This window comes from Streptomyces fodineus (assembly GCF_001735805.1).
In the GTDB taxonomy this organism is placed as follows: domain Bacteria; phylum Actinomycetota; class Actinomycetes; order Streptomycetales; family Streptomycetaceae; genus Streptomyces; species Streptomyces fodineus.
The window spans coordinates 3397276-3423730 of record NZ_CP017248.1 but is presented as its reverse complement, the minus strand read 5'-3'; the positions used below and the strand labels follow the sequence as shown (position 1 = coordinate 3423730).

The 26455-nt window shown below is 72.5% G+C and carries 22 protein-coding genes and 1 pseudogene; 10 read left to right on the top strand and 13 right to left on the bottom strand.

Annotated elements, in window-relative coordinates; genetic code table 11:
* Nucleotides 1–42: 42 nt before the first annotated feature.
* The 8 genes from BFF78_RS13905 to BFF78_RS13875 form a co-directional block, all read right to left on the bottom strand.
* Nucleotides 43–909 (bottom strand): hypothetical protein, encoded by an 867-nt coding sequence (locus BFF78_RS13905; protein WP_069778627.1) that lies wholly within the window; start codon nucleotides 907–909, stop codon nucleotides 43–45.
* Nucleotides 906–2792: an ABC transporter ATP-binding protein gene (locus BFF78_RS13900; RefSeq protein WP_069778626.1), complete on the bottom strand. Its 1887-nt coding sequence runs from the start codon at nucleotides 2790–2792 to the stop codon at nucleotides 906–908. Before BFF78_RS13900 ends, BFF78_RS13905 begins: the two co-directional genes overlap by 4 nt.
* Complete coding sequence (locus BFF78_RS46175) at nucleotides 2789–2926, bottom strand: hypothetical protein (RefSeq protein WP_159033002.1); 138 nt, start codon at nucleotides 2924–2926, stop codon at nucleotides 2789–2791. Before BFF78_RS46175 ends, BFF78_RS13900 begins: the two co-directional genes overlap by 4 nt.
* A complete protein-coding gene (locus tag BFF78_RS13895) occupies nucleotides 2923–4629 on the bottom strand; it encodes an ABC transporter transmembrane domain-containing protein (RefSeq protein ID WP_069778625.1) in 1707 nt (568 codons plus the stop codon). The genes BFF78_RS46175 and BFF78_RS13895 overlap by 4 nt, the downstream gene beginning before the upstream one ends.
* 88 nt (nucleotides 4630–4717) lie before the next feature.
* On the bottom strand, nucleotides 4718–5368 hold the full coding sequence (locus tag BFF78_RS13890; protein WP_069778624.1) for a response regulator: 651 nt from the start codon (nucleotides 5366–5368) through the stop codon (nucleotides 4718–4720).
* A complete protein-coding gene (locus BFF78_RS13885; RefSeq protein ID WP_069778623.1) occupies nucleotides 5358–6608 on the bottom strand; it encodes a sensor histidine kinase in 1251 nt (416 codons plus the stop codon). The genes BFF78_RS13890 and BFF78_RS13885 overlap by 11 nt, the downstream gene beginning before the upstream one ends.
* Before the next feature lie 25 nt (nucleotides 6609–6633).
* Nucleotides 6634–7368, bottom strand: a complete 735-nt coding sequence (locus BFF78_RS13880) for an ABC transporter permease (protein ID WP_069778622.1) — start codon at nucleotides 7366–7368, stop codon at nucleotides 6634–6636.
* Nucleotides 7365–8285: an ABC transporter ATP-binding protein gene (locus BFF78_RS13875; protein ID WP_069778621.1), complete on the bottom strand. Its 921-nt coding sequence runs from the start codon at nucleotides 8283–8285 to the stop codon at nucleotides 7365–7367. Before BFF78_RS13875 ends, BFF78_RS13880 begins: the two co-directional genes overlap by 4 nt.
* Before the next feature lie 173 nt (nucleotides 8286–8458).
* Between BFF78_RS13875 and BFF78_RS48235 the strand changes: the two genes are divergently transcribed.
* The 3 genes from BFF78_RS48235 (at nucleotide 8459) to BFF78_RS13855 (ending at nucleotide 13841) form a co-directional block, all read left to right on the top strand.
* Nucleotides 8459–11173 carry an ABC transporter transmembrane domain-containing protein gene (locus BFF78_RS48235; protein ID WP_079161810.1) on the top strand — a complete coding sequence of 905 codons (2715 nt, stop codon included), beginning with the start codon at nucleotides 8459–8461 and terminating at the stop codon, nucleotides 11171–11173.
* Nucleotides 11170–13041 carry an ABC transporter ATP-binding protein gene (locus BFF78_RS13860; protein ID WP_069778620.1) on the top strand — a complete coding sequence of 624 codons (1872 nt, stop codon included), beginning with the start codon at nucleotides 11170–11172 and terminating at the stop codon, nucleotides 13039–13041. The genes BFF78_RS48235 and BFF78_RS13860 overlap by 4 nt, the downstream gene beginning before the upstream one ends.
* Before the next feature lie 275 nt (nucleotides 13042–13316).
* Nucleotides 13317–13841, top strand: coding sequence for a hypothetical protein (locus tag BFF78_RS13855; protein ID WP_069778619.1), 525 nt, complete (start codon nucleotides 13317–13319; stop codon nucleotides 13839–13841).
* Nucleotides 13842–13875: 34 nt separating this feature from the next.
* Here the strand turns inward: BFF78_RS13855 and BFF78_RS13850 are convergent, their stop codons facing one another.
* The 5 genes and pseudogenes from BFF78_RS13850 to glgX all read right to left on the bottom strand — a co-directional run bounded on the left by BFF78_RS13850 (nucleotide 13876) and on the right by glgX (nucleotide 19371).
* Nucleotides 13876–15117, bottom strand: coding sequence for a glycosyltransferase family 39 protein (locus tag BFF78_RS13850; RefSeq protein ID WP_069778618.1), 1242 nt, complete (start codon nucleotides 15115–15117; stop codon nucleotides 13876–13878).
* A gap of 17 nt (nucleotides 15118–15134) precedes the next feature.
* A pseudogene (locus BFF78_RS13845) lies at nucleotides 15135–15914 on the bottom strand (dolichyl-phosphate beta-glucosyltransferase); the annotation flags it as partial.
* 69 nt (nucleotides 15915–15983) lie between these two features.
* On the bottom strand, nucleotides 15984–16496 hold the full coding sequence (locus tag BFF78_RS13840; RefSeq protein WP_069778617.1) for a RodZ family helix-turn-helix domain-containing protein: 513 nt from the start codon (nucleotides 16494–16496) through the stop codon (nucleotides 15984–15986).
* Nucleotides 16497–16505: 9 nt separating this feature from the next.
* Complete coding sequence (locus tag BFF78_RS13835) at nucleotides 16506–17012, bottom strand: SigE family RNA polymerase sigma factor (RefSeq protein ID WP_069778616.1); 507 nt, start codon at nucleotides 17010–17012, stop codon at nucleotides 16506–16508.
* A gap of 112 nt (nucleotides 17013–17124) precedes the next feature.
* Nucleotides 17125–19371 carry a glycogen debranching protein GlgX gene (glgX, locus tag BFF78_RS13830; RefSeq protein ID WP_193433456.1) on the bottom strand — a complete coding sequence of 749 codons (2247 nt, stop codon included), beginning with the start codon at nucleotides 19369–19371 and terminating at the stop codon, nucleotides 17125–17127.
* Nucleotides 19372–19666: 295 nt separating this feature from the next.
* Here glgX and BFF78_RS13825 point away from each other — a divergent pair, with 295 nt between their 5' ends.
* From BFF78_RS13825 to BFF78_RS13795, 7 genes are all read left to right on the top strand, one after another.
* Nucleotides 19667–20908 carry a L,D-transpeptidase gene (locus BFF78_RS13825; RefSeq protein ID WP_079161299.1) on the top strand — a complete coding sequence of 414 codons (1242 nt, stop codon included), beginning with the start codon at nucleotides 19667–19669 and terminating at the stop codon, nucleotides 20906–20908.
* 159 nt (nucleotides 20909–21067) lie between these two features.
* Nucleotides 21068–22294 (top strand): L,D-transpeptidase, encoded by a 1227-nt coding sequence (locus tag BFF78_RS13820; protein ID WP_193433455.1) that lies wholly within the window; start codon nucleotides 21068–21070, stop codon nucleotides 22292–22294.
* Between the two features lie 80 nt (nucleotides 22295–22374).
* The gene (locus tag BFF78_RS13815; protein ID WP_069778614.1) at nucleotides 22375–23142 is read left to right on the top strand and encodes an enoyl-CoA hydratase/isomerase family protein; all 768 of its coding nucleotides are present in this window, start codon (nucleotides 22375–22377) and stop codon (nucleotides 23140–23142) included.
* Between the two features lie 299 nt (nucleotides 23143–23441).
* Nucleotides 23442–23945 carry an ATP-binding protein gene (locus BFF78_RS13810; RefSeq protein ID WP_069778613.1) on the top strand — a complete coding sequence of 168 codons (504 nt, stop codon included), beginning with the start codon at nucleotides 23442–23444 and terminating at the stop codon, nucleotides 23943–23945.
* Nucleotides 23946–24030: 85 nt separating this feature from the next.
* Nucleotides 24031–24849 (top strand): polysaccharide deacetylase family protein, encoded by an 819-nt coding sequence (locus BFF78_RS13805; RefSeq protein WP_069778612.1) that lies wholly within the window; start codon nucleotides 24031–24033, stop codon nucleotides 24847–24849.
* On the top strand, nucleotides 24849–26036 hold the full coding sequence (locus BFF78_RS13800; protein ID WP_069778611.1) for a YncE family protein: 1188 nt from the start codon (nucleotides 24849–24851) through the stop codon (nucleotides 26034–26036). Before BFF78_RS13805 ends, BFF78_RS13800 begins: the two co-directional genes overlap by 1 nt.
* 203 nt (nucleotides 26037–26239) lie before the next feature.
* Complete coding sequence (locus BFF78_RS13795) at nucleotides 26240–26452, top strand: EF-hand domain-containing protein (protein WP_069778610.1); 213 nt, start codon at nucleotides 26240–26242, stop codon at nucleotides 26450–26452.
* Nucleotides 26453–26455: the final 3 nt, after the last annotated feature.

Below are 26455 nucleotides of genomic sequence, written 5' to 3'. Positions count from 1 at the left end.
ATGGTCCGTTGACCGGATGTTCATGTTCGATATGCGGATCGGTTACCAGGGCAGGGGATCCGGCAGGCGGTCCCACCACCAGCCGTGCGCGCGGATGCCGTTGTCCGGAATCGGGCGGAGGATGCCGGGGGCGTCGACGGTATGTGCGGTGAACAGGACGTCCAGCCCGGCCAGCGCCTCGTGCAGGCGTGCCCGGCCTGCCGGGTGCAGCCGCGGGCCGAGCTCCTCCAGCTCGTCGCGGCACTCCAGGCGCTCGCGGTACAGCTCGGCGGGACACCAGCCGGAGGGAGCCCAGTCGTCCGCCAGATGCCGGACGAGCATTTCCCAGGCGCCCAGGCTGGTGCGTGCGGGCCACAGGGGTGTCCCGGTGACGTCGGCCTGCTCGGCTGGCAACCTCCGGGCGTACACGGTGAATTGGTCCGCGAGTGGCGTCGCGATCTCCAGGTCGCGTACCGCCTCGGGGATGCGGGTGACGCGGGTCCCGGGGAGCTGGGCGACCGGGGCCTCGACCGCGTCGATCCGGTAGTGGGGGACTTCGTCGTCGGGGCCGTACAGGCGGGCCCGTGCGACGACTCCCTCCGGGGCCGCCAGCCAGTAGGCGCTGGGTCTCGGTGACTCGCTCGGGTAGAGCACCACGACATCCGCCGCGCGCGCGAAGGCGGCGGAGAACTCGGCCTCCGGCAGCTGCGGTTGCACGGATTCCTGGACGTAGATGCTCAGTATCGACGACACGTCCCCGGTGACCGCCTCCGTGTCGCAGAGCACGAGCGCGTCCCAGTCGCGCAGCTCCTGGTCGGTGTGCTCGTCGGCGACGTCCACGTCCGCCGGCCGCACGCCCAGGCATCGCGCGAGGGTCTCCGTGAGGGCGTCCGTGGACAGCGGGCGTGAGAGGAGGACGTCGTAGATCACGAAGTCCCCTCCCGCAGCGGGGAGCCGGAGTGCTCGGTCGTGTCCCCGTGCCAGGTCCGCCACAGGGCGGCGTAGGCGCCGTCGGCCGTCACCAGGTCCTCGTGCGTGCCCAGTTCGGTCAGGAGGCCGTCCTCCATGACCGCCACGCGGTCGGCGTCGTGGGCGGTGTGCAGGCGGTGGGCGATGGCGATGACCGTACGGCCCTCCAGGACCGCGCCGAGGGCGCGTTCGGTGTGCCGGGCCGTGGTGGGGTCCAGCAGGGCGGTGGCCTCGTCGAGGATCAGGGTGTGCGGGTCCGCCAGTACCACACGGGCCAGGGCGAGTTGCTGGGCCTGGGAGCCGTCGGTGGACCGGCCGCCCTCGCCGAGCCGGGTGTCGAGGCCGTCCGGCAGATCACGGACCCAGTCGTCGGCCCCGACCGCCGCGAGCGCCGCCCACAGGTCGGCGTCCGTGGCCTCCGGCTCGGCGATCAGCAGGTTGTCGCGGACCGTGCCGAGGAACACATGGTGCTCCTGGGTGACCAGGACCACCTGGCGGCGCAGCAGCTCCGGCGCCAGATCGGCGACCGGCACCCCGCCCACCGTCACCGTGCCGGTGCCGGGCCGGTCGATGCCCGCGAGCAGCCGGCTCAGCGTCGTCTTCCCGGCACCGGAGGGCCCCACCACGGCGAGCCGCTCCCCGGGCCGTACGGTCAGATCCACACCGCGCAGCACCTCGCCGCCGCGCTCGTAGGTGTACCGGACGCCACGCACGTCGATGCGGTCGTCGGCCGGGACGGGGGAGCCGGCGGCGGCCTCGGGGCGGGGCGCTCGCGACGGGGTCTCCTCGCGCCGCGCCGGCGTCGGCCCCGCCGTACCCCCGTGCCCCGCCCGCGCCATCCCCGCAGCATCCCCCCGCGGGGCCTGTGCCAGCCCCTCCACTCGGGCGAACGACGCGCTGCTGCTCTGGAGTTGCTCCACGCGCATCAGGATCTGGTCCAGCGGCTCGGTGAACTGCCGTAGATACAGTGCCGCGGCCACCACCGCGCCGATCCCGACCGCGCCCCGCTGGTGCAGCCAGCCGCCGAGGAGCAGCACGCCCGCCACGGGCACGGTGTACGTCACCTCGACCGCCGGGAAGAAGACCGTCCGCAGGAACAACGTGTAGAAGCGGGTGCGGCGGGCCTCCTCCAGTGCGTCCCGGCTCGCCGCGATCCGCCGCTCCCGCAGCCCGAACGCCTCGACGGTCCGCGCCCCGGCCGCCGTGGCAGCGACGATCTCCGCGACCTCGGACGTGGCCGCGCCCTCGGCGAGATAGCCGTCCCGGGCCCGTCGCAGATACCAGCGCAGCGACAGCCAGATCGGGGTCAGCCCGAGCAGCCCGAACGCCCCGAGCAGCGGATCGAGCGCGAACACCGCGACCAGCACGAACAGCGCCTGCACCATGCACACCAGCAGCTCCGGGCCGACGTCGCGCAGTGTGGTGCCGACGACGGACACGTCCGCCGTGCCGCGCGCGGTCAGGTCGCCGGCGCCGGCCCGCTCCACCACCGACGCGGGCAGCGCCAGCGCCCGTTCGACGTACTCCTCGCGCACCGTGGCCAGCGTCCGCTCACCGAACCGGTAGCCGACATACCGCGCCCAGCGGGCCAGCAGCAGCTGCGCCAGCGCGCACACCAGGATCCACGGCGCGAGCCGGTCCATCGCGCCGGCCCCCTGCCCCGCCCGCACACCGTCGACGATCCGCCCGACCAGCCACGGCCCGACCAGCCCCGCCCCCGCCGCCAGCGCGTTCAGCAGCAGCGTGACGGCGAACGCCCGACCGTCGGCGCGCACCAGCCGCAGCACGGCTCGCCGTACTTGAGTCCGGTCGGCGACCGGCAGTAGTCCTTCGGCCGCCGTCACCGTACGACCTCCCCGGCGTTCTCCGTCATCGCCTTCCGGCCGAACGCCCGCCCGTCGTCCCGTACCGGCCGCGGCACGGCCCGTCGCACCCGGCCCCCGTCCGCGACCGGTGGCAGTCCCTCGCCCGTCGTCACCGTACGGCCCCTTCCGTGTCGCGGGCCACGAGTGCCCGATAGCCCGGCTCCTGCGCGAGCAGCCGCCGGTGCGGGCCGCTCGCCGCGACCTTGCCGTCGACCAGGAACAGGACCGTGTCCGCGCGGTCCAGCACCAGCGGCGAGGTCGACGTCACCACCGTCGTACGGCCCTCCCGCGCCTCGCGCAGCCGCCGCGCGACCGTCGCCTCCGTGTGCGCGTCCAGCGCCGAGGTCGGCTCGACCGCGAGCAGCACCTCGGGGTCGGCGAGCAACGCCCGTACCAGCCGCACCCGTTGGCGCTGACCGCCCGAGAGGCTGCGGCCCTGCCCGGCCACCGTCGAGTCCGGCCCGTCCGGCAGCCCGCGTACGACGTCCTCGGCGGCCGCCGCGTACAGCGCCCGGCCCAGCGCCGCCTCGGCGGCGGGGCGACCGGCGGCCACGACGTCCCGCAGCGGCCCGGCGAACAGGTCGGCCTCGTTGTCCGCGACCAGGATCCGCCCGCGCACGTCCGCCAGCGGGACCGCGTCCAGCCGCACCCCGCCCCAGGTGACGTCGGTCGGCCCGAAGCGGCCGAGCCGGTCGACCACGGCGGTGGCCTCGGCGGGCCGGGCGGCGGCCAGCGCGGTCAGCCGGCCCGGCACCACGCGCACCCCGGACGCCGGATCGTGCAGCTCGGCGGGCCCTTCGGGGGCCGGCAGCGTGCCCTCGTCCGGTTCCGGCTCCAGCCGCAGCAGCCGTACCACCCGTCGCGCGGCCACCACGCCCCGGTTCAGGTCGTAGGTCATCTGCACCAGGAACGCCACCGGCCCGATCAGTACGGCGACATAGCCGTACACCGACACCAACTCGCCGATGCTGATGGATCCCTGGGCCGCGAGCCGGGCGGCGAGCCAGGTCACCACGGACAGGAACAGGGTGGGCAGGCCCACGCCGAGCGCCTGTACCCAGCTGGCCACCGCGCCCACCCGGTAGCCCTGCGCCCGCAGCCGCTGCGAGTCCTTCCGGAAGGCGTCCGCGAACAGCCCCTTGCCGCCCAGGCCGTTGAGGACGCGCAGCCCGCCCGCGAGGTCGCCGATGCGCGCGGCGAGCACGCCCTGCCGCTCCCGGTACGCGCTCTCCGCGCCCTGCAGCCGCAGCGTGAGCGGCCCGGTGACCAGCGCGATCACCGGCAGACCGAGAGTTACGACGGCGGCCAGCGGGATCGAGACCGTCAGCAGCAGCCCGGCCACCAGCACATAGACCACGGCCGAGCCGACACCCGGACCGACCACGGTCAGCGCCTGTGCGATGGTCTGCACATCGCCGACGCCGATCGTCACCACCTCACCGGTCCCCGCCCGGCGCGGCAGCGTCGCCCCGAGCCGCACCACATGCCCCACGACCACCTTCACCGTGCGGAAGTTGGCATCCATCCGCACCCGGGTCATCGTGCGGTGCCGCATGATGCTCAGCCAGGCGTTCACCGACCCGAGCACGAACATCACGCCGGTCCACCCGGCCAGCACCCCCAGCCGCCCCGGCACCAGACCGTCGTCCACGGCCCGCGCCATCAGATACGGCTGCGCGGCCAGCAGCACCATCCACACACTGCCCAGCGCCGCCCCGGCCGCCGACCGGCCCCGCTGCCGCAGCACCAGCCACCACAGATACCACCAGCCGCCGCGCGTGTCGGGCGTGCCCGGATCCTCGTACGCGTCGATCATCCATCCCCCGATCGGCTCGCCCCGCCGGCAAACGCCGAACTTATCGGGGGTGGGGACGGCGGCTCCAGCCAATAAAAGCGGGGTCGTCCTAGCCCTCGCCGAGGATCCCCCGGTCGTACCCCGCCGCCACCGCCGCCGCCCGGTCGCTGACGCCGAGTTTGGCGTACAGGTGGGTGAGGTGGGTCTTGACCGTTGCCTCGCTGATGAACAGCTCGCGGGCGATCTCGCGGTTCGATGTGCCCCTGGCGACCAGGACCAGCACCTCGCGCTCGCGGGCGGACAGCGGCTCGGCGCCGGGCTGCCGGGGGGTGCGGACCGCGTGGACCAGACGGGAGGCGACGGCCGGGGAGAGGACCGTACGGCCCTCGGCGGCGGCCCGGACGGCGGTGAACAACTCGTCGCGCGGGGCGTCCTTGAGGAGGTAGCCGGTCGCGCCCGCCTCGATCGCGGGCAGGGTGTCGGAGTCGGTGTCGTACGTGGTCAGCACCAGCACCTTGGCGCGGGCGCCCCGGCGGGTCAGCTCGCGGATCGCGTCGACGCCCGAGCCGCCCGGCATCCGCAGGTCCATCAGGATCACGTCCGGGTCCAGGGCCGCGGCCCGGGCGACCGCCTCGACACCGTTCGCGGCCTCCCCGAGCACCCGGAAGCCGGGCGCGGACTCGAACATGCCGCGCAGGCCGTCGCGGACGACCGGGTGGTCGTCGACGATCAGCAGGGAGATGAGGGTTTCAGCGGTCATCGCGGACCAACGGTACGCGAGCCGACACCGCCGTGCCGTGTCCCGGCTCCGACTCCACCGTGAGGGAGCCCGCGATGCGTTCGGCGCGGGCCCGCATGCCGTCCAGGCCGAAGCCGCCGCCGCGGGTGCGCCGCGGTACGGCGGCCGGGTCGAAGCCGGTGCCGTCGTCGCGGATGTCCAGCGTGACCTCGTCGCCCATGAAGGACAGGGTGACGCCGACGCGGGCCGGGCGGGCGTGCCGGGCCGCGTTGGACAGGGCCTCCTGGGCGATGCGCAGCAGGGTCGCCGAGATCTCGTCGTGCAGCTGCTCGGTGGTGCCGGTGACCGTGAACTCGGCCCGTACGCCGTTGCGTTCGCCCCATTCGGTGACCGTCTTCTTCAGCGCCTCCGGCAGTCCGTCGGCGGCGAGGGCGACCGGTGCCAGGTTGTGCACCGAGCGGCGGGCCTCGCCGAGGCTGTGCCGGGCGAGCGCCGAGGCGCGCTCCAGGTGGGTGCGGGCGGTGTTCAGGTCGGGGGCGTTGGCGACGACCTGGAGCTGGGCGATGATCCCGGTCAGGCCCTGGGCGATGGTGTCGTGGATCTCGGCGGCGAGCCGGCGGCGCTCGTCGGCGACGCCCGCCTCCCGTGCCTGGAGGAGGAGTTGGGCGTGGAGGGCGGCGTTCTCGTCCAGGGCCTGCTGCAACGCCGTGTTGGTGCGCTCCAGTTCGGCGATGGTGTCGGCCTGGACCACGGCGCGGGCCTGTTCCTGCTGGGCGTACCGGGTGAACAGGCTGACCAAGCCCATGTTGACGGCCAGGACGAGGAAGAAGCCGAGCCACTGCACCGGCCCGTGCGGTGGCCAGCCGCCCACCTGGCCGCCGGCCATGGTGATGGCGGTCAGGAAGAGACCGGGCAGCACCAGACGGCGGGGCAGGTCGATGGCGGCGGTGTAGTAGCCGATCACGGCGTAGAACGCGAAGAACGGGTTGAGCCAGGCCAGCACGAAACCGATGGCCCAGCGCAGGACGTAGAGGCAGACACCCGTCCAGCTCGGATCCGGCCGTCTCCGCTTCATCCTCGCCCAGTACCCCTGCAGCGCGGCGGCCGCGGCCACCAGCACCGCCGACTGAGCCATCTCGTGCCGGTGCATGCCGACCGGGCGGGCGGAGAGGGCCGCCGCGAGGGTACCGGCGACCAGCAGTGCCCAGGGCCCCCACGTGCCGAAGCGGGCCCGGATCTGCGGTTGCGCGGCGGTCGTCATCCCACCAGTGTCGGGCACGGCCCGCTCACTCCCAGCGGAACCAGCGGGCCGCCCCCGCCGTCAGCAGCACCGTCCAGGCCGCGAGCACGCCCAGGTGCCCCCAGCCGGGCCAGTGCCCGGCCGCCGCCTCGCCCAGGGCGCGGGCCGCCGCGCCGAACGGGGTCAGCTGCACCACACGTGCCAGCGTGTGCGGCATCTGCTGCACCGGCAGCCACACACCCGCGCAGAACATCATCGGGAAGAACACCGCCGAGCCGATCGCGCTCGCGACCTTCGTGGTGCGGGACAGCGCCGAGACGACGGAGCCGAGGGCGAGGGCCGACCCGGTCGCGAGCAGCAGGGCCAGCAGATACCCGGCCGGCTGCTCGGGCAGCTTCACGTCGAAGGCGAGCCGGCCGACGACCAGCGCGAGCAGCGCCGAGGCCAGCGCCACCGTGCCCTGCACGACCATCTGCGCGGACAGCAGCGCGGAGGGCCGTACGGGGGTGAGCCGCATCCGGCGCAGGATGCCCCGCTCCCGGTGGCCGGTCAGGACCTGCGGCAGCGACTGCACCCCGGACATGATCAGGGCGATCAGGACGGTGACGGGGACGTAGACGTCGATCGGCCGCAGCCCGCCCAGGGACTTGTCGGCCTCCCGGAACGACGGGATCGAGCCGAGGATCACCAGGAGCAGCGTCGGGAACAGGAAGATCCAGAAGACGGCGCCGGGTTCGCGGCGGAACAGTCGGAACTCGGTGCGCAGGACGGCGGTGTTCATGCCGCGGCCTCCTTGGTCCGGTCGTCGGTCAGGTCCAGGAACGCGTCGTCGAGGGTGGCGTCGAGGACGCGCAGCTGATGGGCGGTGACGCGGTGCCGGGCGAGCAGGGTGATCACCGCGTTCACGGTCTCGTCGGTGCCGGAGAGCGTGATCCGGCCGTCCTTGCGCTCGATGGAGGCGATGGCCGGGAGCGCGGCGAGGTCGTGGTCGTCCAGCGGGGCCGACGGGGTGAAGCTGATGACGGTGGCGCCCGCCGACCGGCGGATCAGCCCGGCCGGGGTGTCCAGGGCGGCCACCCGCCCCTTGTCGATCACCGCGATCCGGTCGCAGAGCCGCTGCGCCTCCTCCATGAAGTGGGTGACGAGCAGCACGGTGACGCCGCTCGCGCGGACGTCCTCGATCAGCTGCCAGGTGTCGCGGCGGGCGCGCGGGTCGAGGCCGGTGGTCAGCTCGTCCAGCACGACGAGGCGCGGGTTGCCGACCAGGGCCAGCGCGATGAACAGCCGCTGCTGCTGCCCGCCGGACAGTTTGGCGAACCGGGTGCCGAGCTTCGGGACGAGACCGAGGCGTTCGGCGAGCGGCCGCCAGTCGGCCGCGTCCGGGTAGAAGGACGCGTACAGCTCCAGCGCCTCGCGCACGGTCAACTTGGGCTGCAGCTCGCTCTGCTGGAGCTGGGCGCCGAGGATCCTGGCGACCTCGTCGTGATCGGCGACGGGGTCGAGCCCGGCGACCCGGATCCGGCCGCCGTCGGGGACCCGCAGCCCCTCGACGCACTCCACGGTGGTGGTCTTGCCGGCGCCGTTCGGGCCGAGGATCCCGAAGACCTCGCCCTCCTCGACGGCGAAGGAGACCCCGTCGACGACGGCCCGGCCGCCGTACGACTTGCGCAGATCGGTGACTTCGATGACGGAAGGCATGTCTTGAGAATCCCGGTCGGGCGGGGCCCGGCACATCGGCCGGCCCGCTCGAAGCGACATCGTCCGATCGGTTGACGCCGGGCTACGACTCCCAGGTCCCGTGACCGACGGAGCACCGGGGTCCGGCCGAAACCCAGTGGGCGATGTCAGTGCCGATCCGTACGCTCGCGATGATGCCCACGACACGTGCAACCACCGAGGACCGTTCCGCCGTACGTACCCTGCTGCGGCTGTGGCCGTACGTCCGCCCCGTGCGGGTACGGCTGTTCACGGCCGCGTTCGTCGCGATCGTGGCCTCCTGCACCGGGCTGGTGATCCCGCTCGTCCTGAAGTGGATCGTGGACGGGCCGGTAGCCGACCGTGACCCGGCCGGCGTCTGGCTCGGCGCGCTCTATTTGCTCCTCCTCGGGATCGCCGAGGCGGTCCTGTTCGGCATACGGCGCTGGCTGGTCGCCCGTCCGCTCTCGCACGTCGAGGCGGAGATGCGGGCGAGTCTCTACGGCAATCTGCAGCGGCTGCCCGTCGCCTTCCACGACCGCTGGGCCTCGGGCCAGCTGCTGTCCCGGGGTACGACCGACCTGATGCTGCTGCGCATGTTCCTCGCCTTCCCGTTGACGTTCCTGCTGGTCAACGGGGTCACGATCCTGGTCGGCGTGGTCATCATGCTGCTGCAGGACTGGGCGCTGGGGCTGGTCATCCTCGCTCCGGCGATCCCCGTGATGTGGACGTGCGCCATCTTCGAACGGCGGTACGCCGAGGTGGCGCGGCGCGCCCAGGACCAGGTCGGTGACCTGACGACGGTGGTCGAGGAGAGCGTGCTCGGCATCCGCATCATCAAGGGTTTCGGCCGGCACCGCAGCCAGGCGCGGGCATTCCGCGAACTGACGGTCACCCTGCGCGGCACCGAACTGCGCAAAGCCCGGCTGCTCGCCACGATCTGGGGCGTCATCGTGACCCTGCCCGAGCTGGCCATCGGGGCGGCGCTGGTGCTGGGCGCGGTCCGGGTCGCCGACGGCGGACTGTCGGCCGGCACCCTGGTCGCCTTCCTGAGCACGGCACTTGCCCTGCGGTGGCCGGTGGACTCCATCGGCTTCCTCCTGGCGATGAGCCAGGAAGCGGCGACGGCCACGGAACGGTACTTCGAGGTACTGGACGAGGCACGGGAGGACAGTCCAGCGACCGGCCGACCCGCCGTGCATGGAACTGACCATGGGGTGGCTGCGGTCAGCGGTGTGTCAGGCACGGGGCCCGTCCCGGCTGCGGCTGACGTGGTTGCGGGCGAGGGTGCCGCTGTGGCAGCGGCCGGCCGGCCCGCCGGAGCTGCGGGCAGTAGTGTCCCGGGCGCGGCGCGCGGCCCGGCTGCGGCCGACGTGGTTGCGGGCGGGTGTGCCTGTGCGGCGGCGGCTGAACGGTCCGCTGCCGGTGCGGGCGGCGGTGCTTCAGGCACGGGGCCCGCCCGGGTTGCGGCCGACGTGGCTGTGGGCGGGTGTGCTTGTGCGGCGGCGGCTGAACGGTCCGCTGCCGGTGCGGGCGGCGGTGTGTCAGGCACGGGGCCCGTCCCGGCTGCGGCTGACGTGGTTGCGGGCGAGGGTGCCGCTGTGGCAGCGGCCGGCCGGCCCGCCGGAGCTGCGGGCAGTAGTGTCCCGGGCGCGGCGCGCGGCCCGGCTGCGGCCGACGTGGTTGCGGGCGGGTGTGCCTGTGCGGCGGAGGCCGAACGGTCCGCCGTAGCTGCGGGCGGCAGTCTGTCAGGTGCGGAGCCCGCCGCGGCGGCGCCCGCCATGGCTGTGGGCGAGGGTGCCGTTGTGGCAGCGGCCGGCCGGCCCGCCGGAGCTGCGGACAGCAGTGTCCGGGGCGCGGCGCGCGTGCCGGCAGTGCCCGCCGTGGCTGCGGGCGGGTGTGCTTGTGTGGCGGAGCCCGAGCGTTCCGTCGCCGGTGCGGGCAGCGGTGCTTCAGGTGTGGGGCCCGCTCCGGCAGCGCCCGCCATGGCCGCGGGCGAGCGTGCCGTTGCGGGAGGCACCGAACCATCCGTCGCCGCCGTGGGCAATCGTGCCGCTGGGGTGGCGCGGGTGGGCGCAGTGGTATCCCGCGGGCTCGGGCGGGGGACCCCGCGCCCGGTCGGTACCGGCACCGGACTGCGGTTCGACAGTGTCCAGTTCCGCTATCCCGACGCACCCCCTGACTCCCCGCCCCTCCTCCAGCACATCGACCTGCACATCCGCCCCGGCGAATCCATGGCCCTGGTCGGAGCCACCGGCAGCGGGAAGACCACCCTGACCGCGCTCGTGCCCCGCCTGCACGAGGTCACCTCGGGCCGGATCACGCTCAACGGTGTCGACATCACCGCGATGCCCCGCGAGGAGCTGCGCGCCATGGTCGCCGTCGCCTTCGAGGAACCCACCCTCTTCTCCGCGAGCGTCGGCGAGAACGTCCTCATGGGGGCGGCGGCCGGCGCCGGAAAGGCGGACCTCGACCGGGCACTCGACGTCGCGCAGGCCGGCTTCGCGCACGCCCTTCCCCAGGGCACGGACACCGGCGTGGGCGAGCAGGGCCTCAGCCTCTCCGGCGGCCAGCGCCAGCGCCTCGCGCTGGCCCGCGCGGTGGTCGGCAGACCGGAGTTCCTGGTGCTGGACGACCCGCTGTCCGCCCTGGACGTGCACACGGAGGCCGCCGTCGAGGCCGCACTGCGGCAGGTCCTCGCCGACACCACCGCGTTGATCGTCGCCCACCGCCCCTCCACGGTGCTGCTCGCCGACCGGGTCGCCCTGCTCTCGGGCGGCCGGATCACCGCCGTCGGCACGCACCAGGAACTGCTGCGCACCAACGCCGAGTACGCGCATCTGATGTCCGGAGACCCCGGAGACCCCGGAGACACGGAGGACTCCCGTTGACCACCACGACCGCCTCCACTCCCAGCGCCGAGGACGACGAACTCCCCGGCCCGCGCAGCGAAGGCCACGCACGTGACGGCGACGTCTTCGACCGGGACGTGCTGCCCGCCCCGCCCGGCGCCACGGCCGCCCTGCTGCGCTCCCTGCTCGCGCCCCTGAAGGCCCGGGCCGCCGTGACCACCCTCCTGCTGCTGCTCCAGCAGGCGGTGGTACAGATGGGCCCGCTGCTGGTGGCGTACGCCATCGACACCGCCGTACCGGCGTTCCGGGACGACCGGCACGGCCCGCTGATCGCGGTGGCCGTCGGCTGTCTGCTGTGCGCGCTGCTGTCCGGCGCGCTGCAGTTCGCGTTCATCGAGACCTCCGCCCGGGTCAGCCAGGACGTGCTGCTGGACCTGCGCGGCCGGATCTTCCGGCACGCACAGGCGCTGAGCATCGACTTCCACGAGCGCTACACCTCGGGGAGGCTGATCTCCCGCTCCACGACGGACGTCGAGTCGCTGCGCGAGCTGCTCGACGAGGGCCTGCAGGAGCTGGTGACCGTCGTGCTGTCCTTCGTCTACATCTCGGCGATGCTGCTGTGGCTGGACCTCGGCCTGGGCGCGGTCGCGGTGGCCTCCTTCGTGCCGCTGTACCTGCTCGTACGGCTCTACCAGCGGCGGGCGGGCCGGGTGTACCGGGTGCGGTCCACGGCGATCGCGGCGGTGATCGTGAAGTTCGTGGAGACGATGAACGGCATCCGTCCGGTGCGCGCCTTCCGCCGGGAGGCGGCGAACGACGCCGAGTTCGCCGCGCTGAACGCGCGCCACGAGCGCACGAACGGCGACGCCATGCTGGAGATGGCCCGCTATGTGGTCGGCTCCCGGCTGGTGGCCAACACGTCGGTCGCGGGGATCGTACTGTGGGGTGCCTACCGGGTGGCGTCCGGCTCGCTGGAGCTGGGCGTGCTGGCCGCGGCCGTGCTGTATCTGCGCCGGCTGTACGACCCGATCGACCGGCTGGGCATGTTCCTGAACTCCTACCAGTCGGCCGCCGCCTCCCTGGAGAAGATCGCCGGGCTGCTGGCGCAGACCCCGTCCGTGCCGGAGCCGGCAAAGCCGCGCGAACTCCCGGCGCCGAAGGGCGACTTCCCGGGCCGCGAGGTCGTCTTCGACCGAGTACGGTTCGGCTACCGTACGGGCGGCGAGGTGCTGCCCCGTTTCGATCTGACCCTCCCGGCCGGGCAGACGGTCGCCGTGGTCGGCGCCACGGGCGCGGGCAAGTCCACGCTCGCCAAGCTCCTCGCCCGCTTCTACGACCCCTCCGAGGGCCGCGTGCTCCTCGACGGGGTGGACTTGCGCGAGCTGTCCGTGCCGGAACTGCGGCGCGGGGTGGTCATGGTGACCCAGGAGGCGTTCCTGTTCTCCGGCACGGTCGCGGACAACATCGCCATCGGCCGGCCCGACGCCACCCGTGCCGAGATCGAGCAGGCGGCGAAGGCGATCGGCGCGCACGAGTTCATCGGCGCCCTGCCCGACGGCTACGACACCGACGTCCGCAAACGCGGCGGGCGCATCTCGGCCGGCCAGCGCCAACTGGTCGCGTTCGCCCGCGCGTTGCTCGCAGACCCGGCCGTACTGATCCTCGACGAGGCGACCAGCTCCCTGGACATCCCGGGCGAGCGGGCCGTCCAGCGCGCGATGTCGACGGTGCTGCGGGGCCGTACGGCCGTGGTGATCGCGCACCGGCTGTCGACCGTGGAGATCGCGGACCGGGTCCTGGTGATGGAGCACGGCCGGATCGTGGAGGACGGCCGCCCGGACGAACTGATCGGCGGCACGGGCCGCTTCGCGGATCTGCACAGGGCGTGGCGGGACAGCCTGGCGTAGGTGTGTGATGACGTCGTTCAGCGTGCGTTCACCCGGTCTATGATGGGTAGTTGACGAACGATCACGCCGACTACGGTGCGCGTCCAGGCCCCTTGGCCGGACGCAACGTCAAGCCCCCGTCAAGGCCTTGCCTCGCACTGTTCGCGTTTGAATAAACGTTCAATCAAGGGAGCCCTCGGTCGGGCAAAGGGGTCTACCCGCATAGATGATCCCGGTGCTGTCATGCCCACGACCGCCCGGAACCTCTGCCGGGCACCACACCGGGAGACCCCCACATGTCCCGAATATCGCGGCCCCTGGTGACCGCCCTCTCCTCACTCGCCCTCGCCGCCGCGGGCCTCACCGTCACCACCGGCACGGCCCACGCCGCCAGTTGCAGCCAGGACTACCTCCCCCTGCCCGACTCGGCCTGCACGCCCGGGGCCCTCAACCCCGACGTCACCCAGGACACCATCGACTCGACCATCTGCGTCTCCGGCTGGACCGCGACCGTACGGCCGCCCAGTTCCTACACCACCGCGCTGAAGAAGCAGCAGATCGTCGAGTACGGCTACTCCGACACCAACCCCTCGGACTACGAGGAGGACCACTTCGTCCCGCTCGAACTCGGCGGCTCCCCGAGGAGCGCGGAGAACCTCTGGCCCGAGCCGCACTACGGCACCGAGACGTCCGCGAACAAGGACACCGTCGAGAACAAGCTGAAGAAGGCCGTCTGCGCCGGAGACGTCAGTCTCACCGACGCACAGAACGCGATCATGACCGACTGGACGACCGCCCTGTCCAGCCTCGGCCTGGGCTGAGCGTTCCACTCCCCGCCGGGCTGGGGGCGCCGGATCACGGCACCCCCAGCTCGAACAACACATACCCCGCGTACGACCCCGAAGCCAGCGCCGCGATGCCGAGCAAGGTGCACTGCAGGGGCAGGCTCAGCCGGCGCATCGCGACCGCGAGCGGCAGGAACAGCGGGAAGCAGGGCAGCAGATAGCGGGAGACGTTCGCGAAGATCTGCTGGCTGCCGAGGACCAGGGCGAGCGTGAGAACGGTGTGCACGACGAGCACCGCCGGCGGCCGCAGCCTCAGGAGCAGGGGGAGCAGAGCGCACGCGAGCAGGACCACACCGACGCCGATGACGTCCGCGAAGGGGTACGCGAACAGGTAGCCGCCGAAGTGGCCCACCGGTACGGACGTCAGCACGTCCAGGGTCTGTGCGCCGTAGTCGAACTCGTGCGCCCAGGCGCCCGACTGGAGCCTGAAGTAGCCGGTCAGGTCGCCCATGCGGTTGCCGACCCACAGGAGGTAGCCGAACAGGCCGAGCGGGGCCAGGGCCGCCGCGGCCAGGGGGCGCAGGCTGTCGTCCTCCTGGCGGCGCAGGGAGAGGAGCGCGGCGACGCCGACCCCGGCGATGAGCGCGGCGGCCGTGGGGCGGTTGAGGCCGGCCGTGAACGCGAGGACACCGGCGGTGAGCCAGCGGCGGGTCATGACGGCGTGGCAGGTCCAGGCGGCCAGGGCCACGTAGAGAGAGTCGGAGTAGACCGCCCACTCCACGCCCGAGCCCGGCCACACCGCCCACAACCCGGCCGCCGCGAGCCCGGCCCGCCGCCCGCCGAACCGCTCGGCGACGGCGTAGACGCCGAGGGCGGCGGCGAAGGAGGCGAGGATCGACACCAGCAGGCCGGCGCCGTAGGGACCGAGGCCGGTGACGGCCATGACCATCCGCATCAGGGCCGGGTACAGCGGGAAGAACGCCGCCGAGTTGCCCTCCAGCGTGATCAGGCCGGTGGCGTCCGGGACCGGGACGAGCCTCGGGTCGTAGCCGTGCAGGGCGATCTGCTGGTACCACCAGCCGTCCCAGGTGCCCAGCACATCCCAGGCGTGTGCCCCGCCGCCGAACCGGGGGTCCTTGGTGCGGTAGTCCCCGGCCGAGGACAGCAGGTACAGGAAGGAGAGGAAGCCGGTCAGCTTCAGCGCGCCGAACAGGGCGAGCGGCGCCCCGTGCCGGCGGGTGGCCGCCCGCAGCCGGGAGACGGGCGCCGGCCGTGCCTCAGGGGGGTGTGTGCGGGGCAGCGCCATGGTCATGGGGCCACCGGGCCGCGGCGGGCCGGCCTTCGCCGCATCCGTACGATCCCGCGCAGGTCGGCCAGCGCGGTAGCGACGATGTCGACGCTGCTGTCGGGGTCGTCGACCCAGTCCACCGGGACCTCGTGGATCCTCAGGCCCGCCCGCTCGGCCAGCACCAGCAGCTCGGTGTCGAAGAACCACTCCCCGTCCCGCACCAGCGGCAGCAGCTGCTCGGCGACCTCGCGGCGCACCGCCTTGAAGCCGCACTGCGCGTCGGTGAAGCCGACCGCGAGCGTGCAGCGCAGCAGGACGTTGTAACAGCGCGAGATGACCTCGCGCTTGGGGCCGCGCACCACCCGCGCGCCGGGCGCGAGCCGGGTGCCGATGGCCAGGTCGGAGTGGCCGGATATCAGCGGCGCGACCAGCGGCAGCAGCGCGGCCAGTCCGGTGGACAAATCCACGTCCAGGTACGCCAGCACGGGCGCCCGCGAACCCGACCAGGCCGCACGCAGCGCACGGCCCCGGCCCTTCTGGGCAAGCCGCAGCGAGACCACCTCGGGCAGTTCGTCGGCGAGCCGGGCGGCGATGCGCGGGGTGCCGTCGGTGCTGGCGTTGTCGGCGATGGTGATCCGGAACCGGTAGGGGAAGGTGTCCCGCAGGTGTGTGTGCAGCCGCCGGACGTTCGGCTCCAGGTCCTTCTCCTCGTTGAACACCGGTACGGCCAGGTCCAGGACGGGCTCGCCGGCCTGGGGCGGCAGGGGTGCGCGCCGGGGTGCGGGTGCCGTGGCCGACAGTCGGCCCGGGCGGAGTTTCATCACGTTGATCCCCGTTCGTTCCTGTGGGTCGGGCATGCCGGAGGCACGCGGGTGGGGGAGAGCGGCAGGTCAGTCGGTCGGGCTGACCACCGAGGACGGAGCATGCGACGGTACGGCCGGCTCGCTCACCGATGCCGAGGCCGGCGGGGTGGTGACGGTGCCGCCGGAGGTCTCGGTGGCCGTCGCGGACGGCGGACGGCCGCTGGGGGTGTTCGAACTGGCGCTGGTCCCGGGCATGTTGGACGTCGTCGCGGTCGGGGAGTCGGTCGTCGCGGGCGGCGACGGCGTCTCGCTCGGCGACTGCGACGGGTTCGGCGAGGTGGTCGGGACGGGCGTCGGGCTGGTCGCGGGCCCAGGGCGCGGCGCGCTGGGCCGGTCGTCGAGGTGGCCGTGCGGCCACAGGAACAGTCCGAGGCCGAGCCCGGCCACCGCCAGCACGGAACCGGCCGCCCGGCGCGCCGCGCGCACCCGGCGCCGGGTCCGCACGCCTGTGTGCAGCGCGTCCCTGTGCCGGGGCTCGTAGGACACCGGTTCCTGCGTACGGTGCATCAGCTGGGCCAGCTGCCGCTCGAAGTGGTCCATCGCTCCCCCTCACCCCACCGGCTCGATGACGTCGGCCAGCAGCCCGCGCAGCCGGGCCACCCCGCGCGCCGCATGGGACCGGGCGGTGCCCACCGGGCAGCCCAGGATCTCCGCGACCTGCCGGTCGGGCAGGTCCTGGTAGTAGCGCAGCACGACCGCGGCCCGCTGCTGCGGGCTCAGCCGGGCGAGCGCCGCCTCCAGCCGGGAGCGCTCGGCCACGGTCGCCGACACATCGCCGGCCGCCGCCACTTCGGGCAGCACCTCCACGGGCCGCTCGCCCCACCAGCGCCGGCGGGCCGAACGGGCCGCGGCCCGGGCCAGCACCGTGCGCACATACGCCTCCGGTGCCTCGTCGGCGACCTTCGGCCAGACGAACCACAGCTTGACCAAGGACTCCTGCAACAGGTCCTCGGCCCGGTGACGGTCCCCTCCGGTGAGCAGACGGGCCAGATGGAACAACACCGACCAGCGGGCCGCCACGAACGCGTCGTACTCACCGGCCCGAGCCTGCTCCATCCTCACGGTCCCTGTCCTCGCCGGCTGTCTACACCAGGAGAAAGGCCCTGGAGGCCGCGGAACGCTGCACCGGACGAGCGTGATCCACGTCACGCACAGGTCTCACCCGGGATCAGACCACGCGCAGCAGCAGCACCGCCCGCTCCGGCACCGTGATCTCCGTGCCCGCCGGATGGACCGTGCCCGGCGGCTCCGCCTGGTCCTCCCGCGAGGTGTCCACGAGCACCTCGTACCGCTCGGCCCACGGCGGGCCCGGCAGCACGAACCCCGTCGGCCGCTCGCCCGCGTGCAGCACCGCGAGGAAGCTGTCGTCCACGACCGGCGCGCCCCGCTCGTCGCGGCCCGGGATGTCCCGGCCGGAGAGGTACATGCCGAGCGTGGCGGCGGGGGCGTACCAGTCGCCCTCGGTCATCTCCGCGCCCCGCGCGGTGAACCAGGCCAGGTCCCGCAGCCCGTCCGCCGACTGGGCGCGCCCGGAGAAGAAGGCGCGGCGGCGCAGCACCGGGTGCCGGTGGCGCAGGCCGATCAGCCGGGAGGTCAGGTCGCACAGGGGGCGCCAGGCGGGGTCCTCCCGCAGGGACCAGTCCAGCCAGCCGATCTCGTTGTCCTGGCAGTAGGCGTTGTTGTTGCCGCGCTGGGTGCGCCCGAGTTCGTCGCCGGCCACCAGCATGGGCACGCCGGTGGACAGCAGCAGGGTGGTCAGGAGGTTGCGCAGCTGACGGCGGCGCAGCGCCCGTATCCGCTCGTCCCGCGTCTCCCCCTCGGCCCCGCAGTTCCAGGAGCGGTTGTCGTCGGTGCCGTCGCGGTTGTGCTCGCCGTTGGCCTCGTTGTGCTTGCGCTCGTACGACACCAGGTCGCGCAGCGTGAACCCGTCGTGCGCGGTGACGAAGTTGACGGAGGCGTACGGGCGCCGGCCGCCCCAGGCGTACAGGTCGCTGGAGCCGGACAGGCGGTAGCCCATCTCGCGGACGTCCGGCAGGGCGTGCCGCCAGAAGTCGCGGACGGCGCCCCGGTAGCGGTCGTTCCACTCGGTCCACAGGGGCGGGAACGCGCCGACCTGGTAGCCGCCGGAGCCGATGTCCCAGGGCTCGGCGATGAGCTTCACCCGGCGCAGTACGGGATCCTGGGCGATGACCGCAAGAAACGGCGAGAGCATGTCGACGTCGTGCATCGAGCGGGCCAGCGCCGCCGCGAGGTCGAAGCGGAAGCCGTCCACGCCCATCTCCGTCACCCAGTACCGCAGCGAGTCGGTGATCAGGCGCAGCACCTGGGGCTGGACGACGTGCAGGGTGTTGCCGCAGCCGGTGTAGTCGGCGTACCGGCGGGCGTCGTCCTGGAGCCGGTAGTAGCCGCGGTTGTCGATGCCCTTCAACGACAGGGTCGGGCCCAGCTCGCCCGCCTCCGCGGTGTGGTTGTAGACCACGTCGAGGATGACCTCGATGCCGGCCGCGTGCAGCGCGCGCACCATCCGCTTGAACTCGCCGACCTGCTCTCCCGTCGTACCGGAGGCCGCGTAGCCGGCGTGCGGGGCGAAGTAGCCGATGGAGTTGTAACCCCAGTAGTTGCGCAGGCCCCGGCGCAGCAGGTGGTCCTCGTGCGCGAACTGGTGGACCGGGAGCAGTTCGACGGCCGTCACGCCCAGCTTCACCAGGTGCTCGATCGCCGCCGGGTGGGCCAGGCCGGCGTAGGTGCCGCGCAGTTCCTCCGGAATCTGGGGGTGCAGCTTGGTGAAGCCGCGCACGTGCAGCTCGTAGATGACGGAGTCGGCCCACGGGGTCTTCGGCCGGCGGTCGTCCTCCCAGTCGTCGTCATCGTCGACGACGACGCCCTTCGGCACGTACGGCGCCGAGTCCCGGTCGTCGCGCACGGTGTCGGCGACGTACTGCTCGGGCCAGTCCCGGACGTGCCCGTACACCTGCGGCGGCAGCGTGAACTCCCCGTCCACCGCCCGCGCGTACGGGTCCAGCAGCAGCTTGGCCGGGTTCCAGCGGGCACCGGTCCACGGGTCCCAGCGGCCGTCCACCCGGTAGCCGTAGCGCTGACCGGGCATCACGCCCGGGACGAAGCCGTGCCAGATCTCGTGCGTCAGCTCGGTCAGCGGCACCCGGGTCTCCCGCCCCCGCTCGTCGAACAGGCACACCCGGACCGCCTCGGCCCCGCCCGCCCACAGCGCGAAGTTGGTGCCCGCGACCCCGTCCGGGCCCACCCGGAACCGGGCCCCCAGCGGTGTCGGGGCGCCCGGCCACACCACCGGGGCCGGCACCGCGGCGTGCCGGGCGCCGTTCACCACGGCAGGCTGCTGCCCGGTACCGGCGGCCGGCTCCCCGGCCGGTGCCCGCTGCTCGGCTGCGCTCGTCACCTGTCGGCCCCTCTTTCAGCCCGGGGGCGGCACAGTCCGCCGTACCGGGTGGGCGAGCATGCCGCAAGGCACCCTCGGCCACCCGCCACGGCTGCGCCCCGACGGTAGGGGGCGCCTCCTGGTCCCTGTCGGCGTCGGCCGTCCCGTGCTGTCCCGCTCAGCCGACCTGATCCAGAAGGCGCCCCCTCCGGCGCGGGCGCGGCGGCTCCCCAGCGTGTCGTCCTTCCCTCTGTTCTGCCCAGTGCGTGCGTCGCACTCACGTTTCCCCGGAGCGGGCCCGGTCGTTGAGTCCCGCGTGAGGCACGTACAAGGACGCGCACGGCGCACGGGAGCCGCGCTGGCCGCCGTACTGACATGGGTGGCACTGCTCGCAGGGTGTTCCGCCGGTGGCTCCGGGCCGCTCGGGCTGGGCGGAGCCTTCGGGGTGGGCTCGGAGCTCGGCAGACCCCCGGCACCCGAGGACGTCATCCATGTCACCCCCGACGACGACAGCAAGGGCGTCCGGCCCGAGCAGCGGCTGCGGGTACGGGTGCCCGACGGGCGCCTGGAGAAGGTGACCGTCGTCAAGTCGCAGGACGCGCAGGACTCCCCGGTCCCCGGGCGCATCGGCGCGGACGGCAGGACCTGGCGGCCCGACGAGGACCGGCTGGCGCTCGCCGCCAAGTACACCGTCGACGTGGTGGCGCTGGACGCCGACGGCCGCCGCTCGGCCCGGCACACCACCTTCACCACGCTCGTCCCCGAGGAGCGGTTCATCGGCTACGTCACCCCCGAGAACCGGGCCGTCGTCGGCACCGGCATGATCGTCTCCCTCTCCTTCAGCCGGGAGATCACCGACCGCGCCGCCGTCGAACGCGCCGTGCGGGTCAGCGCGCAGCCGCCCGTCGAGATCCGCCCGCACTGGTTCGGCGGCAGCCGGCTCGACTTCCGCCCCGAGCAGTACTGGAAGCCCGGCACCGAGGTCACCGTCGACCTGAACCTGCGGGACGTCCAAGGGGCGCCCGGTGTCTACGGGTTGCAGGACAAGACCTTCGCGTTCACCGTCGGCCGCAGCCAGGTCTCGCTGGTGGACGCGGCCCGGCACACCATGCAGGTGCGCCGGGACGGCCGGCTGCTCGCCACCGTGCCGGTCACCGCGGGCGCCCCCGGCAACCCCACGTACAACGGGAAGATGGTGGTGATGGACATGCTGGACGTCACCCGCATGAACAGCCACACGGTCGGTTTCGGCGGCGAGTACGACATCCCCGACGTCCCGCACGCCATGAAGCTCACCGACTCCGGGACCTATCTGCACGGCAACTACTGGTCGCCGGACGCCCCCGGGCGCGTCAACGTCAGTCACGGCTGCGTGGGCCTCAGGGACGTCAAGGGCGGCAGTTCGGCCACCCCGGCCGGCTGGTTCTTCGACCGCAGCCTCATCGGTGACGTCATCGAGGTCGTGGGCAGCAGGGAGCGGACCGTCGCTCCCGACAACGGCCTCGGCGGCTGGAACATGACCTGGCAGGAGTGGAAAGCGGGCAGCGCGGTGAAGTAACCAGGTGAGGGGCCCGGACTTCGGGCGGCGGGGTGCGGGCGGAAGTTGCGACGGAACGGTGACATACGCCTGACACCCAGCTCAAAACCGGGCGGTTAATATGCGCGCACCAATGTGGTGGGGAGCGGGTCCGACCAGGCCCGGCGAGGGGAGAACGACTTGAACATACGGCCTATACCGGGGGCGTCGGCGGCGGGGCGGCGAGGCCGTAAGGGACTGGCACTGACGGCCGGTGCCCTGGTGCTCTCCCTCGCGGCGTGCGGCGGGGGCGGCGGCAAGGGTTCGGGCGACGGCAAGGGCAAGGAGACCCAGCAGGGCAAGGAGCAGTCCGCCGCCGCCGTCTCCATATCGCCCAAGTCCGGCGCCACCGGCGTCGACACCAGCGGCGCGCTCAAGGTGAACGTCGCGCGCGGCAAGCTGACCGAGGTCACCGTCAAGGACGCCAAGGGCGCGGCGGTCCCCGGCAGCATCACCGGCGGGGGCGCGTCCTGGACGCCGGCGACCCATCTGACCGCGTCCACCAAGTACACGGTGCACGCGGTCGCCAAGGACTCCGAGGGCCGCGAGGCCGCCGAGGACTCCACGTTCACCACCCTCACCCCGAAGAACACCTTCCTCGGCTACTTCACCCCCGAGGACGGCTCCACCGTCGGCGTGGGAATGCCGTTCTCCGTCAACTTCACCCGGGGCATCACGAGCCCGCAGGCCGTGGAGAAGGCCATCAGGATCAGGACCGAGCCGGCCGTCGACGTCGAGGGCCACTGGTTCGGCAACGACCGCCTGGACTTCCGCCCGGAGAAGTACTGGAAGGCAGGCACCAAGGTCACCGTCGACCTGAACCTGGACGGCGTAGAGGGCCGCGACGGCGTCTACGGCAAGCAGCACAAGACCATCAAGTTCACCATCGGCCGCAACCAGGTCTCCGTCGTGGACGCCAAGAAGCACACGATGAAGGTCACCCAGGACGGCAAGGTCATCAAGACCATCCCGGTCACCACCGGCAAGCCCGGTTACGACACCTGGAACGGCCAGATGGTCATCACCGAGAAGCTCGCGGTGACCCGCATGAACGGCGAGACCGTCGGCTACGGCGGCGAGTACGACATCAAGGACGTCCCGCACGCCATGCGCCTGACCACCTCAGGCACCTTCCTGCACGGCAACTACTGGGGCGGCGACGCCTTCGGCAACTACAACGCCAGCCACGGCTGCGTCGGCCTGAGCGACGTGCGCGGCGGCTCCGACGGCTCGACCCCGGCCGCATGGATGTTCGACCACTCGATCATCGGCGACGTGGTGGTCGTGAAGAACGCGGACGACCGTACGGTGTCCCCGGACAATGGGCTGAACGGGTGGAACATGTCGTGGGCCGACTGGAAGAAGTGAGCCACCTCTGACGTACGGGCCCGGTGCTGTGATCCATGGCACCGGGTCCATTGTCGTTAGTGGCCGTTAACCTGGCCTGCATGACCGTCAATCTCGAAGTCGCCGAAGGCGTCGGAACCCTGCGCCTGGACCGTCCGCCGATGAACGCGCTGGACGTCGCCACCCAGGACCGGCTGAAGGAGCTCGCCGAGGAGGCCACGCGCCGCGACGACGTGCGCGCCGTGGTGATCTACGGCGGCGAGCGGGTGTTCGCGGCGGGCGCGGACATCAAGGAGATGCAGAACATGGACCACACCGCGATGGTCCTGCGCGCCCGCGCGCTGCAGGACTCCTTCACGGCCGTGGCCCGCATCCCCAAGCCCGTCGTCGCCGCCATCACCGGCTACGCGCTCGGCGGCGGCTGCGAACTCGCCCTGTGCGCCGACTACCGCATCGCCGGCGACAACGCCAAGCTCGGCCAGCCCGAGATCCTGCTCGGCCTGATCCCGGGCGCCGGCGGCACCCAGCGGCTGTCCCGGCTGGTCGGCCCCTCCAAGGCCAAGGACCTCATCTTCACGGGCCGTCAGGTCAAGGCCGACGAGGCCCTCGCGATCGGCCTGGTGGACCGCGTCGTCCCGGCCGCCGAGGTGTACGAGCAGGCGCACGCCTGGGCCGCGAAGCTCGCCCAGGGCCCGGCGATCGCCCTGCGCGCGGCGAAGGAGTCGGTCGACACCGGCCTGGAGACCGACATCGACACCGGCCTCGCCGTCGAACGCAACTGGTTCGCGGGCCTGTTCGCCACCGAGGACCGCGAGACCGGCATGCGCAGCTTCGTGGAGGAGGGGCCGGGCAAGGCCAAGTTCCGCTGAGCGTCAGCGGAGTGAACTTTCCAGTAACTCCCTTGGGGCCCCTTGCAATTGACGCGTCGACTCGTCCGGGTCCCTCGATGGGGCGGTTTATGGGAGCCTTAAGGCAGCATTAAGCCTGCGCCGTCGAGGGAGTTTGGCGATTGCCCGGAAGTGAGTCGTCTTCGCAGGTCAACCGGCCCTTACTGGCGAGTGACATGCCTTCGGCATATGCCGGGCGCTCGGCGGAGCACGGGGGCGTACAGGGGGCGTATTCCTTCGGAACGGCCCCCAAGACGGCTCCGGGCCGCCATCATGGGGGCATGGCGGGGCTGGAGGGCATCGAACAGCCGCGGGGACACAGCCGTGCGGCCGCGGCGCGCTGGTCGCCCGGGGTCGAGGACGAACAGGCGCTCAAGGCGCTCGAACTGTACGGCAACCCGGCGGAGCTGGAGGTGCCGCTGCCGTCCCGCCCGGAATCCGCGGCCGCCGCCCGCCGGCTCGCCCAGGTCGTCGTCCTGCGCACCTGGCGGCTGACCCCCAAGCTGACCGAGGACGCCGTCTTACTCGTGTCGGAACTCGTCGGCAACGCCGTACGGCACACCGGCGCCCGGGTCTTCGGCCTGCGCATGCGCCGCCGCCCCGGCTGGATCCGGGTGGAGGTCCGCGACCCCTCGCGCGGCCTGCCCTGTCTGATGCCCGTGCAGGAACTGGACGTCAGCGGGCGCGGCCTGTTCCTCGTCGACAAGCTCTCCGACCGCTGGGGCGTGGATCTGCTGCCGCGGGGCAAGACCACCTGGTTCGAGATGCGGGTGGCCGACAGGTAGCGAGGGCATGGCCCGGACCTTACGGCGACCCGAAATCAGACCTCTTTCGGGCCAATCGGCGGTTTTCTTACCTATCGCCCCTTAAATGGTGCGGGTGACCACAACCAACCGACGTGGGGTGCTGCGCGCGGGAGCGGGGCTCGTCGCCGGCGGTGCGCTCGCCGCCGGTTGCGGTGCGGGCCAGGCCTCCCCGCCCCATGCCCCGGACTCCGAGTCCCCTTCCGTGTCCCCGTCCGGCACCGGCGCCTCCGGCCACCCCCCGGCCGGCGCCGGGCCGGCCCCCGCCCCGCGGGCCTACCCCGGGCAGCCCGCCCAGATCACCCACGGCCCGCGCACCCGCCCCTGGGTCGCCCTCACCTTCCACGGCCAGGGCGATCCCGGCATCGCCCACTCCCTGCTCGGCACGGCCGAGAAGCACGGCGCCCACCTCACCGTGCTCGCCGTCGGCACCTGGCTGGACGAACACCCCGACATCGCCCGCCGGATCCTCGACGGCGGCCACGACCTCGGCAACCACACCCAACGGCACATCTCCATCAACACCATGGCCGAGGCGGACGCCCGCAAGGAGATCACCGACTGCGCGGACCGGCTGAGGAAGCTCACCGGTTCCATCGGCACCTGGTTCCGCCCCTCCCGCTCGCCGACCGCCTCCCCGCTGGTCGCCGGCCTCGCCCGCGCCGCCGGCTACCCGCATGTGCTGTCGTACGACGTCGACTCGCTCGACTACACCCGGCCTGGCGCCGCCGCCGTCACCCGCAAGGTTCTCGCCGAAGTGCGCAGCGGGTCGGTGGTGAGCATGCACTTCGGGTACCCGGACACCGTTGCCGCCCTGCCCGACCTCCTCCACGAACTCGACCGCCGTGGACTGCGCGCGGTCACCACCACGGAGCTGCTGAGCTGATGAGAACCACGAAAGCCGTCCGCCTGCTGGCCGCCGGTGCCGCCCTCACCGCCCTGACGCTGCTGTCCGCGTGCACTTCGGGTTCTCAGCACCACGGGAACGAGGCCCTGGCCAGCAAGGCGCCGGCCCAGCCGGGCAACGGCAAGCGTCAGGTGAACGTGCTGCCCGGGATGCCGCCGGTCGAGGACCCGAAGGACCTCTACTCCGCCGACCGCCCCAACCAACTCTCCCCGGTGGTCCGGGACTTCCCCTCCCGGGTGTACGTGCCCAACACCAACTCCAACACCGTCACCGTCATCGACCCGAAGACCTACAAGATCATCGACACCATCCCGGTCGGCCGCCAGCCCCAGCACGTCGTGCCGTCCTGGGACCTGAAGACCCTGTGGGTCAACAACGACCTCGGCAACAGCCTGACCCCCATCGACCCGAAGACCGGCAAGGCCGGCAAGCCGGTCAAGGTGCACGACCCGTACAACCTGTACTTCACGCCCGACGGCAAGTACGCCGTCGTCATGGCCTCCATGGACCGCGCGCTCGTCTTCCGTGACGCGCACACCATGAAGGTCGTGAAGTCCGTGCCCGTCAGCTGCTACGGCGTCAACCACGCCGACTTCTCCCCGGACGGGCGCTACTTCATCGTCTCCTGCGAGTTCAGCGGCGAGGTCCTCAAGGTCGACACCGCGCGGATGAAGGTCGTCGAGCAGGAGAGACTGCCGCACCACGGAGCGATGCCGCAGGACGTCAAGATCTCCCCGGACGGCAAGCTGTTCTACATCGCCGACATGGTGGCCAACGGCCTGTGGATCCTCGACGGCGACAAGTTCACCCGGCCGACGTTCCTCTACACCGGCAAGGGCGCGCACGGCCTCTACATCAGCCGCGACTCCCGCGAGATGTACATCTCCAACCGGGGTGAGGGCACCATCTCCGTCTTCGACTTCACCCAGAACCGGCTCACCAAGAAGTGGCACCTGCCCGGCGGCGGCAGCCCCGACATGGGCGGCGTCTCCGTCGACGGCAAGGTGCTGTGGCTGTCCGGCCGCTACAACTCCGAGGTGTACGCCATCGACACCCGGACCGGGAAGGAACTGGCCCGCATCAAGGTCGGCAGCGGCCCGCACGGCCTCGCGGTCTACCCGCAGCCGGGCCGCTACTCGCTCGGGCACACCGGCATCTTCCGCTGACCGCACGCTCTACCGCAGCGACAGCCGCGGTCCGGCGAAAGCCGGCTACAACTACTGCATCGACGCGACTGAGAGAGCAATCCGTACTACGCGCCCTGGCGCTGACCGGTGGTCGCCGCACTCCGGGCTCGTGCGGGCCGTTAATCTGACCAGCGTCAGTACGCCAGCACGGCATCAGAAACACGAGCAAAAGGGGCGGATCGGTGGCGGACATCGAGGAAGCACGCAAGCAGTTCCAGCGGATCGACGCGGACGGTGACGGATTCATCACCGCCGCCGAGTTCAAGACCGCCCTGGCCCAGGAGGGTGACTGGAACGTCACCGAGACGGTGGCTGCGGCCATCATCAAGCAGCGGGACCTCGACGGCGACAAGGTCCTGTCGTTCGACGAGTTCTGGGCCTACCTGAACAAGTGACGT

What these genes read in the sequence shown, in the direction of transcription:
- BFF78_RS13880 (WP_069778622.1), bottom strand. Translation starts at nt 7,368, where the DNA reads ATGAACACCGCCGTCCTGCGCACCGAGTTCCGACTGTTCCGCCGCGAA.
- BFF78_RS13890 (WP_069778624.1), bottom strand. Translation starts at nt 5,368, where the DNA reads ATGACCGCTGAAACCCTCATCTCCCTGCTGATCGTCGACGACCACCCG.
- BFF78_RS13875 (WP_069778621.1), bottom strand. Translation starts at nt 8,285, where the DNA reads ATGCCTTCCGTCATCGAAGTCACCGATCTGCGCAAGTCGTACGGCGGC.
- BFF78_RS13840 (WP_069778617.1), bottom strand. Translation starts at nt 16,496, where the DNA reads ATGGACCACTTCGAGCGGCAGCTGGCCCAGCTGATGCACCGTACGCAG.
- BFF78_RS13805 (WP_069778612.1), top strand. Translation starts at nt 24,031, where the DNA reads ATGGTGCGGGTGACCACAACCAACCGACGTGGGGTGCTGCGCGCGGGA.
- BFF78_RS13885 (WP_069778623.1), bottom strand. Translation starts at nt 6,608, where the DNA reads ATGACGACCGCCGCGCAACCGCAGATCCGGGCCCGCTTCGGCACGTGG.
- BFF78_RS13855 (WP_069778619.1), top strand. Translation starts at nt 13,317, where the DNA reads ATGTCCCGAATATCGCGGCCCCTGGTGACCGCCCTCTCCTCACTCGCC.
- BFF78_RS13835 (WP_069778616.1), bottom strand. Translation starts at nt 17,012, where the DNA reads ATGGAGCAGGCTCGGGCCGGTGAGTACGACGCGTTCGTGGCGGCCCGC.
- BFF78_RS13810 (WP_069778613.1), top strand. Translation starts at nt 23,442, where the DNA reads ATGGCGGGGCTGGAGGGCATCGAACAGCCGCGGGGACACAGCCGTGCG.
- BFF78_RS13815 (WP_069778614.1), top strand. Translation starts at nt 22,375, where the DNA reads ATGACCGTCAATCTCGAAGTCGCCGAAGGCGTCGGAACCCTGCGCCTG.
- BFF78_RS13895 (WP_069778625.1), bottom strand. Translation starts at nt 4,629, where the DNA reads ATGATCGACGCGTACGAGGATCCGGGCACGCCCGACACGCGCGGCGGC.
- BFF78_RS13850 (WP_069778618.1), bottom strand. Translation starts at nt 15,117, where the DNA reads ATGACCATGGCGCTGCCCCGCACACACCCCCCTGAGGCACGGCCGGCG.
- BFF78_RS13800 (WP_069778611.1), top strand. Translation starts at nt 24,849, where the DNA reads ATGAGAACCACGAAAGCCGTCCGCCTGCTGGCCGCCGGTGCCGCCCTC.
- BFF78_RS48235 (WP_079161810.1), top strand. Translation starts at nt 8,459, where the DNA reads ATGCCCACGACACGTGCAACCACCGAGGACCGTTCCGCCGTACGTACC.